Source organism: Burkholderia sp. FERM BP-3421, assembly GCF_028657905.1.
Classification (GTDB): Bacteria; Pseudomonadota; Gammaproteobacteria; order Burkholderiales; family Burkholderiaceae; genus Burkholderia.
Genome location: NZ_CP117782.1, coordinates 2285728 through 2297973 on the forward strand (window position 1 = coordinate 2285728; position 12246 = coordinate 2297973).

12 protein-coding genes are annotated in these 12246 nt (G+C 70.4%); 7 read left to right on the forward strand and 5 right to left on the reverse strand.

The window, feature by feature from the left end; all coding sequences use genetic code 11:
• Positions 1-78 precede the first annotated feature (78 nt).
• Positions 79-1656, forward strand: coding sequence for a class I adenylate-forming enzyme family protein (locus Bsp3421_RS26300; RefSeq protein ID WP_273998861.1), 1578 nt, complete (start codon positions 79-81; stop codon positions 1654-1656).
• Here the strand turns inward: Bsp3421_RS26300 and xerD are convergent.
• Genes xerD through queG form a run of 3 tightly spaced genes read right to left on the reverse strand, consistent with a single transcriptional unit; the run spans position 1641 to position 4299 of the window.
• Positions 1641-2594, reverse strand: a complete 954-nt coding sequence (gene xerD / locus Bsp3421_RS26305; RefSeq protein WP_273998862.1) for a site-specific tyrosine recombinase XerD — start codon at positions 2592-2594, stop codon at positions 1641-1643. The genes Bsp3421_RS26300 and xerD overlap by 16 nt on opposite strands.
• Positions 2594-3061: a methylated-DNA--[protein]-cysteine S-methyltransferase gene (locus Bsp3421_RS26310; RefSeq protein WP_273998863.1), complete on the reverse strand. Its 468-nt coding sequence runs from the start codon at positions 3059-3061 to the stop codon at positions 2594-2596. The genes xerD and Bsp3421_RS26310 overlap by 1 nt, the downstream gene beginning before the upstream one ends.
• Before the next feature lie 38 nt (positions 3062-3099).
• Positions 3100-4299, reverse strand: coding sequence for a tRNA epoxyqueuosine(34) reductase QueG (queG, locus tag Bsp3421_RS26315; RefSeq protein WP_273998864.1), 1200 nt, complete (start codon positions 4297-4299; stop codon positions 3100-3102).
• A 17-nt stretch (positions 4300-4316) separates the two neighbouring features.
• Here queG and tsaE point away from each other — a divergent pair, with 17 nt between their 5' ends.
• A complete protein-coding gene (tsaE, locus tag Bsp3421_RS26320) occupies positions 4317-4871 on the forward strand; it encodes a tRNA (adenosine(37)-N6)-threonylcarbamoyltransferase complex ATPase subunit type 1 TsaE (RefSeq protein ID WP_273998865.1) in 555 nt (184 codons plus the stop codon).
• Positions 4853-6385 carry an N-acetylmuramoyl-L-alanine amidase gene (locus Bsp3421_RS26325; RefSeq protein WP_273998866.1) on the forward strand — a complete coding sequence of 511 codons (1533 nt, stop codon included), beginning with the start codon at positions 4853-4855 and terminating at the stop codon, positions 6383-6385. Before tsaE ends, Bsp3421_RS26325 begins: the two co-directional genes overlap by 19 nt.
• A 72-nt stretch (positions 6386-6457) precedes the next feature.
• Here Bsp3421_RS26325 and Bsp3421_RS26330 read toward each other — a convergent pair whose 3' ends face one another.
• A complete protein-coding gene (locus tag Bsp3421_RS26330; RefSeq protein WP_273998867.1) occupies positions 6458-7339 on the reverse strand; it encodes an EamA family transporter in 882 nt (293 codons plus the stop codon).
• Between the two features lie 113 nt (positions 7340-7452).
• Between Bsp3421_RS26330 and Bsp3421_RS26335 the strand changes: the two genes are divergently transcribed.
• Positions 7453-8337: a pirin family protein gene (locus Bsp3421_RS26335; RefSeq protein WP_273998868.1), complete on the forward strand. Its 885-nt coding sequence runs from the start codon at positions 7453-7455 to the stop codon at positions 8335-8337.
• Positions 8338-8395: 58 nt separating this feature from the next.
• Positions 8396-9244 (forward strand): thioredoxin, encoded by an 849-nt coding sequence (gene trxA, locus Bsp3421_RS26340; RefSeq protein ID WP_273998869.1) that lies wholly within the window; start codon positions 8396-8398, stop codon positions 9242-9244.
• Positions 9245-9262: 18 nt separating this feature from the next.
• On the opposite strand, the gene tcdA is transcribed toward trxA, so the two are convergent.
• Complete coding sequence (gene tcdA, locus Bsp3421_RS26345; RefSeq protein WP_273998871.1) at positions 9263-10111, reverse strand: tRNA cyclic N6-threonylcarbamoyladenosine(37) synthase TcdA; 849 nt, start codon at positions 10109-10111, stop codon at positions 9263-9265.
• 135 nt (positions 10112-10246) lie between these two features.
• Between tcdA and pdxH the strand changes: the two genes are divergently transcribed.
• Positions 10247-10882 carry a pyridoxamine 5'-phosphate oxidase gene (pdxH, locus tag Bsp3421_RS26350; RefSeq protein ID WP_273998872.1) on the forward strand — a complete coding sequence of 212 codons (636 nt, stop codon included), beginning with the start codon at positions 10247-10249 and terminating at the stop codon, positions 10880-10882.
• Between the two features lie 120 nt (positions 10883-11002).
• On the forward strand, positions 11003-12223 hold the full coding sequence (locus Bsp3421_RS26355; protein WP_273998873.1) for an SAM-dependent methyltransferase: 1221 nt from the start codon (positions 11003-11005) through the stop codon (positions 12221-12223).
• Positions 12224-12246 lie beyond the last annotated feature (23 nt).

Consider the following 12246-nt stretch of genomic DNA (forward strand, 5'->3'; position numbering starts at 1 on the left):
GTTGTGCAGGCGGCGCCCGCATGGCACGATCGTTCGCAAATTCAGGGCGGCGTCTCGCCGCCCCGTCACGGAGACGCCATGATCCCGACTTCCGGCCTCGACCTGCCGGCGCTGCTCGCCGCGCTGCCTTCCCGGATCGCCGCGTTGCCGTCGCTTGCGGCGCAACGCGACCCGCATCGTCCCGCCTTGATCGAGGATGCGCGCACGCTCACCTACGCACAGCTCGCGCACGCCGTCGACGCCGCGGCCGAGCAGCTCGCCCGGCTCGGCGTGCGCGGCGGCGACCGCGTGATGATCGTCGCGGAAAACAGCGTCGCGCAGATCGTCCTGCTGTTCGCCGCCGCCCGGCTGGACGCGTGGGCGCTCGTCTCCAACGCGCGGCTGGCGGCGGCCGAACTGGACGCGATCGCCGCGCACGCGCGGCCCCGCCTGATCGCGTTCGCGACCGAGGCGTCGCCCGACGCCCGCGCGCACGCGGAGCGGCATCGCGCGCAAGCGGCCGAGCCGCTCGCGGTCGACTTCGGCGCGTGGTCGCACCGCGCCGATCCCGATGCGCACGCCGAGCCCGTCGCCGACGCCGCGGCCCGCCAGTGCGCGGCGCTCATCTACACGACGGGCACCACCGGCACGCCCAAGGGCGTGATGCTGTCGCACCGCAGCCTGCTGTATATCGCGGCGGTGTCGAGCACCCTGCGCCGCGTGTCGCCCGACGATCTCGTCTACGCCGTGCTGCCGATCTCGCACGTCTACGGGCTCGCGTCGGTCTGCCTCGGCAGCCTGTACGCGGGCGCGACGCTGCGGCTCGCGCCGCGCTTCGCCCCGGAGGCCGCGCGCCGCGCGCTCGCCGACGAAGGCGTGACGATCTTCCAGGGCGTGCCGGCCATGCACGCGAAGCTGCTCGAGCACATGCAGACCCACCGCCACCGCTGGCACGCGCCGCGCCTGCGCTTCGCGTACTCGGGCGGCTCGCCGCTCGACGCGGACCTGAAGGCGCGCGTCGAGCGCGTCTATGGCGTGACCTTGCACAACGGCTACGGCATGACCGAGAGCAGCCCGACCATCACGCAGACGCCGCTCGACGCGCCGCGCGCGGACTGCTCGGTCGGCGTGCCGATTCCCGGCGTCGCGCTGCGCATCGTCGCGGCGGACGGCTCGCCCGTCGCTCCCGGCGCCACCGGCGAGATCCGGGTGTGCGGGCCGAACCTGATGCTCGGCTACTACCGCGACCCGGCCGCGACGCGGGCGGCGATCGACGCGGACGGCTGGCTGCGGACCGGCGACCTCGGCCGTCTCGGGGACGACGGCGCCCTCACGATCGCCGGGCGCAGCAAGGAACTGATCATCCGTTCGGGTTTCAATGTCTATCCGGCCGAGGTCGAGCAAGTGCTGAACGCGCACCCCGCCGTCGTGCAATCGGCGGTGGTCGGACACGCGGTCGAGGGCAACGAGGAAGTGATCGCCTTCGTCGAGCTGGCGCCCGGGGTGCCGTTCGAGGCCGACGAACTGGCGCGGTGGTGCGCCGAGCGGCTCGCGCCGTACAAGCGCCCCGCGCGCATCCGCGTGCTCGACGCGCTGCCCGCCGCGTCGACCGGCAAGATCCTCAAGCACCGGCTGCGCGCGCTGCTCCAGCCCCGCCGCGCTCAGCCGCGCGGATGATGCGCCGCGTGCAGCGTCTTCAGTCGTTCGCGGGCGACGTGCGTGTAGATCTGGGTGGTCGAGATATCGCTGTGGCCGAGCAGCAGTTGCACGACCCGCAGGTCCGCGCCGTGGTTCAGCAGGTGGGTCGCGAACGCGTGGCGCAGCGTATGCGGCGACAGATGCGCGCGCACGCCGGCCTGCTGCGCGTGGCGCTTGATGATGTTCCAGAACTGCTGGCGGGTCATGCCGTCGCCGCGCGCGGTCACGAACAGCGCATCGGCCGCGCGCTGGCCCAGCAGCGCGGGCCGCGCCTCGCGCAGATAGCGCTCGATCCAGCCGTGCGCCACCTCGCCGAACGGCACGAGGCGCTCCTTCGAGCCCTTGCCCATCACCCGCACGACGCCGTCGTTCAGGCCGACCTCGACCGTCTTCAGCGTCACCAGCTCGCTGACCCGCAGCCCGCTCGCATACATCAGTTCGAGCATGGTCCGGTCGCGCAGGCCGAGCGGCGTGGCGACGTCGGGCGCGGCGAGCAGCGACTCGACCTGCGCCTCGGACAGCGTCGACGGAAAGCGCGCGGGCTGCTTCGCCGACACGATCCGCAGCGTCGGATCGGCGGCCGCGCGATGCTCGCGCACCGCCCAGCCGTAATAGCGCCGGAATACCGACAGGCGGCGGTTCGACGAACTCGCCTTGCCGTCGCTGCGCGCCGCGATGTAGCCCGTCACGAGCGCCTCGCTCGCCTGGTCGAGCGGCGCGCCGTGGCTCGCGGCGAGCCAGTGCGAGAACAGGTTCAGGTCGCGCCGGTAGGCATCGAGCGTGTTGCGCGACAGGCCGTGTTCGAGCCACAGCGCGTCGCAGAACAGATCGATCGACGCACGGCTCGCGAGCGCCTCGGGGGTCTCGTCGGCCGCATCGCGCACATCCGCATCGCGCGGGGAAACAGCGGATTTCATCAGTACTGGATACCTTCGTGGGCAAGCAGCCAGCGCTTGACCTGCAAGTAATAGCCGTCGGTGTCGCCGTGCGCGTACGGGCCGATCCCGCCCGCGGCGACCACCCGGTGACACGGAATCACGAACGAGAAGTAGTTCGCGCCGCAGGCCTGCCCGACCGCGCGCGGCCCGGTGCCGACCTCCTTCGCGATCTGGCCGTAGGTGCGCACGACGCCCGGCGGAATCTCGCGGATCGCGGCCCACACACGCTGCTGGAACGCGGTGCCGACCGGCGCGAGCGGCAGGTCGAAGCGCGCCGACGCGCGTTCGAAATAGCGCTCGATCTGACGCACGGCGCGCTTCGCGAGCGCCGAATCCGGCGCGACGTCGCGCACCGAGACGGGCACATAGAGGATCTGCTGCACGAGCCCGCCGCCGGTCCGGATCCCGACCTTGCCGAACGGCGCATCGATTACCGCATTGAACATCGTCGTCTCCACTGGGAAGTCGCCACTTTAACCCGCCTTCAGGCGGCCCGCAGCGCCCATTCGACGTGCTCGCGCACGAGCGGCGACGGATCGTCCGCGCGCGCCGCGAGCGCCTCGACCATCGCCGCGCGCGCCTCGGGCGCGAGCCGTTCGCGCGGCGCGCGCAGCGCATTGCCGAGCCCGACCGCGAGGTTGCGCAGCCAGCGCTCGTAACCGATGCGACGGATCGCGCTGCCCTGCATCCGCGCGTCGAAGTCGGCCGCGCTCCAGCCGAACAGCTCGACCAGCGTCGCGCGGTCCAGGCCGTGCCGCACGTCGAAGTCGGCGACGGGCGCCGCCTGCGCGAACTTGTTCCACGGGCACACGAGCTGGCAATCGTCGCAGCCGTACACGCGGTTGCCGATCAGCGGCCGCAGCGGCTCCGGAATGCTGCCTTTCAATTCGATCGTCAGGTACGAGATGCAGAGCCGCGCGTCGACCCGGTACGGCTCGACGATCGCGCCGGTCGGACAGGCGTCGAGGCAGCGCGTGCAGCTGCCGCAGTGCGCGCCGGGCTCGGCGGCCAGCGCCGCGTCGGTCGGCAGCGGCACGTCGACGTAGATCTCGCCGAGGAAGAACAGCGAGCCCGCATCGCGCTCGAGCAGCAGCGTGTGCTTGCCGCGCCAGCCGTTGCCGGCCTGCTGTGCGAGCTCGACCTCCAGCACCGGCGCCGAATCGGTGAACACCCGGTAGCCGAACCCGCCGATCTCCGCCTCGATCCGCTCCGCGAGCGTCTGCAGGCGGTTGCGCAGCACCTTGTGATAGTCGCGTCCGCGCGCGTAGATCGAGACGACCGCGGCGGCCGGATCGTCGACGCGGGCCAGTTCGCGCGCGCGCCAGGCGCCCGCGCGCTCGTCCTCGCCGTCGCGCGTCGCGGCGGGCAGATAGGCGAGCCGGGCCGAGATCACGCGTCGCGTGCCGGCCACAAGTTCGGCCGGCCGCGCGCGTTTCATCCCATGTTTGGCCATATAATCCATCTCGCCGTGGCATCCGGCTTCCAGCCAGGCGGCAAGCCCCGCCTCCGCATGCGAGAGGTCGATGTCGCTGATGCCGATCGACCCGAAACCCAGCTCGCGCCCCCATCCCTTGATGCGCAGCGCGAGCGCGGCCAGCGCCGCGTCGTCGAAGCGGCGCGGTTCAGCGTGTTCATCGCCCATCGAGCGCGCATCTGTCACGGCGAGTTCCGGAAATCTGTCCATCGCCCTATTTTACGAGAATGCCCGCGAAGCCCAGTCCGATATCCGCCGCGTCCGCCCTGCCCGCCCCCCTCGCCGAGCGCATTTTCCCGCTCGCCGACGAAGCGGCCACCGACGCGTTCGGCCGGCGCTGCGCGGCCGCGCTCGATGCGGTGCGCGCCGAGCGGCAGGCCCGGCAGGCGTTCGGCGGCCTGCAGATCCAGCTGGTCGGCGACCTCGGCGCGGGCAAGACCACCCTCGTGCGGGCCATCCTGCGCGGCCTCGGCCACGCGGGCCGGGTGCGCAGCCCCACCTACACGCTCGTCGAGCCGTACGCGCTCGAACGCCCGGATGGGGAACTCATGCTGTATCACTTCGATCTGTATCGTTTTAGCGATCCGGCCGAATGGGCCGACGCGGGCTTTCGGGAATATTTCGACGCGGGCGCGATCTGCGTCGTCGAATGGCCGCAACAGGCGGGCGCACTGCTCGGCGTGCCGGATCTCGTGTTCTCGCTCGACGTGGACGGCGACGGCCGCACCCTCGCCGCGCGGGCGTACAGTGCCTCAGGAAACGCATGTCTCGAAAGATGTTGATCAAACCGTTCCGCTCGATCGAATCGGCGGCCACCGCGAGCCACAACTGGCGCCGCCGCCAGGTGCTGCGCGCGGGCGCATCCACGCTCGTGCTCGCGCTCGTCGGGCCGCGCCTCGCCCATGCCTCGTCGGTGCTCGGCGTGCGCGTGTGGCCCGCGCGCGATTACACGCGCGTGACGATCGAATCCGACCAGCCGCTGCAGAACACCCAGCAGCTGCTGCAGGGCCCGGACCGCCTCGTGGTCGACCTGACCGGCCTCGATCTCGACCAGGCGCTGCGCGACCTGGTGTCGAAGATCGCGCCGAACGATCCGCAGATCCAGTCGGTGCGGGTCGGCCAGTACCAGCCGCACGTGGTGCGGATGGTGTTCGACCTCAAGGGCAGCGTGAAGCCGCAGGTGTTCACGCTGCCGCCCGTCGGCACCTATCGCTACCGGCTGGTGTTCGACCTGTATCCGGCCGTCGCGCCGGATCCGCTGTCCGACCTGATCGCGCAGACGGAACGCAAGGAACAGCAGCTCAACGACACGCTGCGCGCGCAACAGGCGCAGCCGCCGACGGCCGCGCTCAACGGCCCGACCACGCCGCCCGCCGGCGCGGGCGACAACAGCGACGCGTTCTTCCAGCGCTTCGCGCAGAACACCCCGGCCCCCGCGCCCGCGCGCCCGGCCCCGCCCGCGGCCGCCGTCGCGCCGCCGCGCCCGGCCGTGAAGCCGCCGCCCGCGATCGCCCGCAAGGACGACGACAGCGACGACGGCGACGCCTACGCATTCACCGCGCCGAAATCCGGCAAGGGCGGCACGGTCCGCCTGCTGACGGTCGCGATCGATCCGGGCCACGGCGGCGAGGACCCCGGCGCGATCGGCGGCGCCGGCACCTACGAGAAGCACATCGCGCTCGACATCGCGAAGAAGCTGCGCGCGAAGATCGACGGCGCGCCGAACATGCGCGCGATGATGACGCGCGACGCGGATTTCTTCGTGCCGCTCAACGTGCGCGTGCAGAAGGCGCGGCGGGTCGGCGCGGATCTGTTCGTGTCGATCCACGCGGACGCGTTCACGACCCCGTCCGCACGCGGTTCGTCGGTGTTCGCGCTGTCGGACCACGGTGCGTCGAGCGCCGCCGCGCGCTGGCTCGCGAACAAGGAAAACTCGTCGGACCTGATCGGCGGGATCAACATCAAGACCCAGGACGTCACCGTCAACCGCGCGCTGTTCGACATGTCGACCACCGCGCAGATCCGCGATTCGATGCGCTACGGCAGCTACGTGCTCAAGGAAGTCGGCGGCATCAACAAGCTGCACAAGGGCTCGGTCGAGCAGGCCGGGTTCGCGGTGCTGAAGGCGCCCGACATCCCGTCGATCCTGGTCGAGACCGCGTTCATCAGCAATCCGGACGAGGAGCGCCGCCTCAACGACGACAGCTATCGCGACCAGATGGCCGATGCGATCTTCCGCGGCATCAAGCGCTATTTCGCGGCGAACCCGCCGCTCGCGAAGAGCCGGATGACCTGACGCCGCGCCGGCGCCGCTCCCGCACGCCTCGCCCGACGCGAGGCGTTTTCATTTGCAGCGCGCCGCATCGCCTCACGACGCCGGCGCGAAACGCCGCGCGAGGCGACCGCCGAATACGTTGACGACGAGGCCGGCCATCACGCACCCGGCGCCGACGAGCTGGGCGCGCGTCAGCGCCTCGCCGAGCAGCAGCGCCGCCGACGCGAGCCCGATGATCGGCACCAGCAGCGCGAACGGCACCACCTGCGCGGCCGGATAGCGCGCGAGCAGGCGGCTCCACAGGCCATAGCCGAACAGCGTCGAGATGAACGCGAGATAGCCGATCGCGAACACCGACGCGCCCGACAGCGACGCGAGCGCCGTTGCGATCCGCGCCGGCCCCTCGAATACGAGCGACAGCGCGAAGAACGGCAGCGGCGGCAACAGGCTCGCCCACACCACGAGCGCGACCAGATCGACCTGGCCGACCTTCTTCGTCACGACATTGCCGAGCGCCCAGCACGCCGCGGCGGCCAGCGTCAGCGCGAACCCGGCGAACGTCATGGTCTGGCCGCCGCGCGACGCGATCACGGCGAGGCCGAGCGCGGCGATCGCCAGGCCGACGACGCTGCGCGCCTGCAGCCGCTCGCCGACGAAGCCGCGCGCGAACAGCAGCGTGAGGAACGCCTGCGCCTGCAGCACCAGCGACGCGAGCCCGGCCGGCATGCCGACGTTCATCGCGACGAACAGGAACACGAACTGGCCGAACAGGATCGTCGCGCTGTAGAGCGCGATCAGGCGCCACGGCAGCGGCGGGCGGCGCACGAAAAACACCGCGGGCAGCGCCGCGAACACGAAGCGCAGCGCGCCGAGCAGCAGCGGCGGCACGCCGTGCAGCCCCACCTTGATCACGACGAAGCTGACGCCCCACGCGAGCACCACCAGCAACGCCTGCAGTCCATCCCTCGGGGCCATCGTCCTCGTCTCCTCTTTTTTGAGACGCACATCTTACCGCCGCCGCCGGCCGGCTGCGCGCGCGGCCGGTACAATGAGCCGCATCCCCGCCCCGCCGTCTGCCAGGAGCCTCCATGAGCGATGCGATCAAGACGATCCTGAAGCCCCACGTCCGCGACATCGGCAACCTGCAGGTGCGCCGCACGCTGCCCGCGCTGGCCGCGCGCCTCGTCGGTCCGTTCATCTTCTTCGACCACATGGGGCCCGCCGAACTGCCGGCGGGCGCGGGCCTCGACGTGCGTCCGCATCCGCACATCGGGCTCGCGACCGTCACCTACCTGTTCGACGGCGCGATCCTGCACCGCGACAGCCTGGGCTCGGTGCAGACGATCGTGCCCGGCGACGTGAACTGGATGACGGCCGGACGCGGCATCGTGCACTCCGAGCGCACGCCGGACGACGTGCGCCGGCGCGGCCAGACGATCCACGGCATCCAGACCTGGGTCGCGCTGCCGCTCACGCACGAAGCGGGCGAGCCGTCGTTCGCGCATCACCCGGCCGCGACGCTGCCCGCGCTCGAGCGCGACGGCGTCGCGCTCACGGTGATCGCGGGCGACGCGTTCGGCGCGGTCTCGCCCGTCGCCACCTTCTCGCGCACGCTGTACGCGGCCGCGCGCTTCGGCGCGCGCACGGCGCTCGGGTTCGACGCGGACCACGAGGAGCGCGCGGTCTATCTGGTCGACGGCGACCTGAGCATCGACGGCACGCCGCTCGACGCCGCGCACATGGCGGTGCTCGCGCCGGGCGCGCGCGCCGCGCTCGCGAGCGCGGGCGGCGCGCGGGTCATGCTGCTCGGCGGCGACCGGCTCGACGGCGAGCGCTTCGTCGACTGGAATTTCGTCTCCAGCTCGCGCGCGACGATCGAGGCGGCCAAGGAAGCCTGGCGCGACCAGCGGATGGGCCAGGTGCCGGGCGAAACCGAATGGATCCCGCTGCCGGAACGCAAGCCGCCGCATTGAAAACACCACCGCCCGCCCTCACGTTCGGGCGGAACGCCATTTATTTCACGGGAACGACATGGATACCACTCTCGCCACCTTCGAGCGCGACGTGCTCGAAGCCTCGCTCGACGCCCCGGTGCTGGTCGACTTCTGGGCCCCGTGGTGCGGCCCGTGCAAGACGCTCGGCCCGCTGCTCGAAAAGCTCGAGCGCGAATACGACGGCCGCTGGCGGCTCGTCAAGGTCAACGTCGACGACAACCAGGAACTGGCCGCGCATTTCCAGACCCGCAGCATTCCGCACGTGATCGCCTTCGCGAACGGCCAGCCGATCGACCAGTTCATCGGCGTGCTGCCCGAGGGCCAGTTGCGCGAATTCATCGACCGGCTGCTGCCGTCGGCCGAGGAAGCCGAGCGGATCGCGGCGCAGGCCGCGCTGGCCGAGGAGCGCGTCGACGACGCCGTCGCGCACCTGAAAGCCGCGCTCGCGCTGAATCCGGGCTACGACGACGCGCGGCTCGACCTGATCGAGCTACAGCTCGCGCTCAACGAAACCGACGCGGCGCGCGACGAGGCGACCCGCCTGTCGCCGCTGCTGGAACAGAACGGCGACCCGCGCTACCAGGCGCTCAAGACCCGCTTCGAGGCGCTCGAGGCGAGCGCCGACCTGCCGCCGACCGACGCGCTCGAGGCGCGCATCGCGGCCGATCCCGCCGATCTCGACGCACGCTTCGACCTCGCGCAAAGCCTGATCGCGCGACGCGCGTACGACGGCGCGCTCGACCAGCTGTTCGAGATCGTCACGCGCGACCGCGCCTACGGCGATGATCTCGGCCGCAAGACGATGATTTCGGTGTTCGAGATGGCGGCCGACCAGCCGCAGCTGGTGGCCGCGTGGCGGCGCAAGCTGAGCGCCGCGCTTCACTGAGCACGCCGCCCGCGCGCCTCAGGCGCGCGCGGCCAGCGCCCTCAGCACGTGAGCGGACGCGGCGAAGCCGAAGCTCGCGGTCACGCACACGCTGGAGCCGAAACCCGCGCAATTGAGGCCGGCCGGGCCGGCCGGCGCGGCGTCCGCGTCGAGCGCGCAGGCGTCGGCCTGCGCGGGCTCCGGATAGATCAGCGGCTCGTCCGAATACACCGCGTCCACCTTGAAGCGCGCCTTCGGCCCGCGCGGAAAGCCGTGCGACTTGCGCAGTTGCGCGCGCACCTTCGACAGCAGCGGATCCTGGATCGTATTGGCGAGATCGTCGATGCGGATCCGGGTCGGGTCGAACTGGCCGCCCGCGCCGCCCACCGTGATCAGCGGCTGCCCGCGCGCGACGCACCACGCGATCAGCGCGACCTTGGTGCGCACGCTGTCGATCGCGTCGATCACATAGTCGAAGCCGCCGCCGAGCAATTGCTCGAAGTTGTCCGGTTCGACGAAATCCTCGACCGTGTCGACCCGGCACGCCGGATCGATCAGCGCGATCCGCTCGGCCATCGCGTCGACCTTCGGCTTGCCGTAGTTGCCGTCGAGCGCGTGGATCTGGCGGTTCGTGTTGCTCTCCGCCACATTGTCGAGATCGATCAGCGTGAGCGCGCCGACCGCGCTGCGCGCGAGCGCCTCGGCCGCCCACGAACCGACCCCGCCGATGCCGATCACCGCGACCCGCGCACGCTCGAACGCGGCCAGCGCCGGCGCCCCGTACAGCCGCGCGACCCCGCCGAAGCGCCGCACGCGATCCGCGTCAAGCTGATCCGGCACGCCCGGAGTAACATCGGTTTCTGTCGCAATAGCATCGGCGCGCGGCATAAAAGTAAGCTGAATGAAAGTTGTTCGACCTTCTATTTTGCCTCAACGCCGCACTAAACTGCTGCCGCGTCGCGGTCACGCAGGTTTTTCCCACCTTCGTTATACTGATTCCCGCTTGAAGTGTCCGCATAAAAAATGACGACTCTTGCCGATCTCCGCATCAATTACTCGCGCGCGTCGCTCGATGAAGCCGACGTCAATCCGAACCCGTTCGTCCAGTTCGACGCCTGGTTCAAGGAAGCGCTCAGCGCGCAGCTGCCCGAACCGAACACGATGACGCTTGCCACGGCCGACGCCGAGGGCCGGCCGTCGGCGCGCATCGTGCTGATCAAGGCGGTCGACGAACGCGGCTTCGTCTTCTTCACCAACTACGACAGCCGCAAGGGCCACGATCTCGGCGCCAATCCGCACGCGGCGCTGCTGTTCTACTGGATCGAGCTGGAGCGCCAGGTGCGCATCGAAGGCCGCATCGAGAAGACGAGCGCCGAGGAGAGCGACCGCTATTTCGCGTCGCGCCCGCTCGGCTCGCGCATCGGCGCGTGGGCGTCGGAGCAGAGCGCGGTGATCGAAAGCCGCGCGGTGCTGGAAGCGCGCGAGCGCGACATCAGCGCGCGCTACGGCGAACATCCGCCGCGCCCGCCGCACTGGGGCGGCTACCGCGTGGTGCCGGACAGCATCGAATTCTGGCAGGGCCGTCCGTCGCGGCTGCACGACCGTCTGCTGTATACGCGCGCGGCGCAGGGGTGGAGCGTGTCGCGGCTGTCGCCGTAAGACGCGGCGCGCCGTCGCGCGTGTTTCGTGTTGCACCCGGGCAGGCGCGGGGCGCGTGAGGCTCGCCTGCCCGGTCGAAAACTAGGCTGTATTCATTTCAACAGACAACGGAGAATCCAAATGTTCTGGGAAAAGAAGCTGGCACAGTGGGCAGACGAAGTACGGGCGAAGGCGGACCTGCCGGCGCGCCTCGTGTTGTGGAACGGCCAGCAGCTCGATTTCGGGACCTTCGCGGCGCCGCAGGTCACGCTCAAGGTCAACACCGCGTCGGCGCTGCCGCTGCTGCTCGACCCGAGCCTCGACAATCTCGGCGAGGCCTACGTGAAGGGCAAGATCGACATCGAGGGCAAGGTCTCCGACATCATCAACATCAGCTATTCGCTCGCGCGCAGCACCGTGACGAACGCGGGCAAGCTCGCGCGCGTGAAGCGCTACTTCAATCATTCGAAATCGTCGGACAAGAAGGCGATCCAGTATCACTACGACGTCTCCAACGAGTTCTACCGGCTGTGGCTCGACGAGAACATGGTGTACTCGTGCGCGTACTTCGAGAACGGCGACGAGGATCTCGCCACCGCGCAGATCAAGAAGATCGATCACATCCTGACCAAGATCCAGCTGCAGCCCGGCCAGCGCCTGCTCGACATCGGCTGCGGCTGGGGCGCGCTGGTGCTGCGCGCCGCGCAGAAGTTCGGCGCGCGCTGCGTCGGCGTCACGCTGTCGCAGAACCAGTTCGACCTCGCGACCGAGCGCGTGAAGCGCGCGGGCCTCGAAGGCCAGATCGAGATCCGGCTGCAGGACTACCGCGACGTCGAGGGCCAGTTTGATCGGATCACGAGCGTCGGGATGTTCGAGCACGTCGGCCGCAAGAACCTGCCGACCTACTTCGCGCACGTGCGCGAGCTGCTCGCCGACGACGGCGTCGCGATGAACCACGGCATCACCTCCAGCGACGCCGAGAGCGGCGAGACGGCGCTCGGCGGCGGCGAGTTCATCGACCGCTACGTGTTCCCGGACGGCGAGCTGCCGCACCTGAGCCTCGCGCTCGAAGCCGCGCAGCGCGGCGGCCTCGAGGCGGTTGACGTCGAGAGCCTGCGTCGGCACTATGCGCGCACGCTCGACATCTGGACCGAGAACTTCGAAGCGAAGGCCGAGGAAGCCAGGGCGCTCGTCGACGACGAAAAATTCCGCATCTGGCGCGTCTACCTCGCCGGCTGTGCGTATGCGTTCGAACACGACGACGTGTCGATCTTCCAGATCGTGTGCCGCAAGGCGGGCCGCAGCGCGAAAACGCTGCCCTGGTCGCGGCGCTACATGTACGAACACGCGCTGCCGCGCTAGGCGGCGCACTGACACGACGATGC

Bases quoted from the DNA above. Each gene is read 5' to 3' on its own strand.
- Bsp3421_RS26300 (WP_273998861.1), top strand. From the start codon at position 79: ATGATCCCGACTTCCGGCCTCGACCTGCCGGCGCTGCTCGCCGCGCTG.
- xerD (WP_273998862.1), bottom strand. From the start codon at position 2,594: ATGAAATCCGCTGTTTCCCCGCGCGATGCGGATGTGCGCGATGCGGCC.
- Bsp3421_RS26310 (WP_273998863.1), bottom strand. From the start codon at position 3,061: ATGTTCAATGCGGTAATCGATGCGCCGTTCGGCAAGGTCGGGATCCGG.
- queG (WP_273998864.1), bottom strand. From the start codon at position 4,299: ATGGACAGATTTCCGGAACTCGCCGTGACAGATGCGCGCTCGATGGGC.
- tsaE (WP_273998865.1), top strand. From the start codon at position 4,317: ATGCCCGCGAAGCCCAGTCCGATATCCGCCGCGTCCGCCCTGCCCGCC.
- Bsp3421_RS26325 (WP_273998866.1), top strand. From the start codon at position 4,853: ATGTCTCGAAAGATGTTGATCAAACCGTTCCGCTCGATCGAATCGGCG.
- Bsp3421_RS26330 (WP_273998867.1), bottom strand. From the start codon at position 7,339: ATGGCCCCGAGGGATGGACTGCAGGCGTTGCTGGTGGTGCTCGCGTGG.
- Bsp3421_RS26335 (WP_273998868.1), top strand. From the start codon at position 7,453: ATGAGCGATGCGATCAAGACGATCCTGAAGCCCCACGTCCGCGACATC.
- trxA (WP_273998869.1), top strand. From the start codon at position 8,396: ATGGATACCACTCTCGCCACCTTCGAGCGCGACGTGCTCGAAGCCTCG.
- tcdA (WP_273998871.1), bottom strand. From the start codon at position 10,111: ATGCCGCGCGCCGATGCTATTGCGACAGAAACCGATGTTACTCCGGGC.
- pdxH (WP_273998872.1), top strand. From the start codon at position 10,247: ATGACGACTCTTGCCGATCTCCGCATCAATTACTCGCGCGCGTCGCTC.
- Bsp3421_RS26355 (WP_273998873.1), top strand. From the start codon at position 11,003: ATGTTCTGGGAAAAGAAGCTGGCACAGTGGGCAGACGAAGTACGGGCG.